This window comes from Streptomyces sp. WM6386 (assembly GCF_000972385.1).
Lineage (GTDB): Bacteria > Actinomycetota > Actinomycetes > Streptomycetales > Streptomycetaceae > Streptomyces.
The window spans coordinates 1-1076 of the sequence record NZ_JXTE01000216.1 but is presented as its reverse complement, the minus strand read 5'-3'; the positions used below and the strand labels follow the sequence as shown (position 1 = coordinate 1076).

Below are 1076 nucleotides of genomic sequence, written 5' to 3'. Positions count from 1 at the left end.
ATGGGCGCTCGCCCTGTCCGTGGCACCTGCGTGCCCTGCGGCGTGCGTACCTGCCGTCGGTCTGGCCAGCCGCGCGGGGGAGTTGGCGATGTCCTGGGGTCGAAGTGCCTTCCGGGGGTATTGGCATCACGTTCGTGTTCATGCTTCGCTGCGAAGGTGGGTGCCAAGGCCATGGCCGATGATGCCTTGTTGTTCGTTCTCCCCGAGCGTCATCCGCGTCTGGGTGCCGCTCTGGCCACTGTCGGCGACCTGGAGTGCGCCGAGACTCCTGCGGTACGGGGGTGGCTCGATGCGCACGGGGTTCCTGCATCCTCCGAGTGCGTCAGGATCGTCCCGGCCGGAGCCGAGGTGCTCATCCCCGAGGACGCGGAGCGGCTGCCGGTGCCCCTGACGCAGGAGGAGACGGTGCGGGTGGAGCACGCTTGCGCGCCGCAATCCGTGACGGACATGGAGTCCGAGCTGCTCAACTTCCGCGACACCACCCAGGACTGGCAGTCCCTGGTCCACCGGGCGCTCACTTCCGGGATTCCCGCGCCGCGTATCGCGCAACTCACCGGTCTGGACCCGCAGGACATCGTCCAGGCCGTGCAGGGCTGAACTGTCGGACTGTGGATGGCAGCCGCCGTCGAACTGCACCGCTGAGGCGACCCTGGCGGCGGCGCCGAAGACCCGGCCCGTCGGCACCTCGCGTGGATGCTCTGGGCCGTGATGGGCTGTTGCGGATGTCGACGTTACGTCAGGGTGATGTCGGTGCCGGCCGATTGTTCGTGGGCGGCGGTGACGACCAGTGCGGCGGCGACGGCGTCCTGGACTGCCACCCCCACTGATTTGTACAAGGTGATCTGGTCGGATGAGGTGCGGCCCGGTTTGCTGCCGGAGATGAGTTCGCCCAGCTCGGCGTGGATGTGCTCGGCTTTGATGACGCCGTGTCGGATGGGCGCCAGCAGGTCGTTGCTGCCCGCGGGGAAGGGGGCCAGGGCGGCCTGCCGCGACTCGACGCACAGCAGGGCATCGGCGATGGTGGCGTCGTCGATCTCACGGCCGGCCGGGTTGAAGCCGACCGAGGTGATGTGGAC

1 protein-coding gene and 1 pseudogene are annotated in these 1076 nt (G+C 68.7%); one reads left to right on the top strand and one right to left on the bottom strand.

Going from position 1 to position 1076, the window contains the following annotated elements; genetic code table 11:
• The first annotated feature begins 171 nt into the window (after positions 1 to 171).
• Positions 172 to 597, top strand: a complete 426-nt coding sequence (locus TN53_RS40840) for a DUF6003 family protein (protein WP_046263943.1) — start codon at positions 172 to 174, stop codon at positions 595 to 597.
• Between the two features lie 134 nt (positions 598 to 731).
• On the opposite strand, the pseudogene TN53_RS40835 reads toward TN53_RS40840, so the two are convergent.
• Positions 732 to 1076 (bottom strand): annotated as a pseudogene (locus TN53_RS40835) (ornithine cyclodeaminase family protein); the annotation flags it as partial.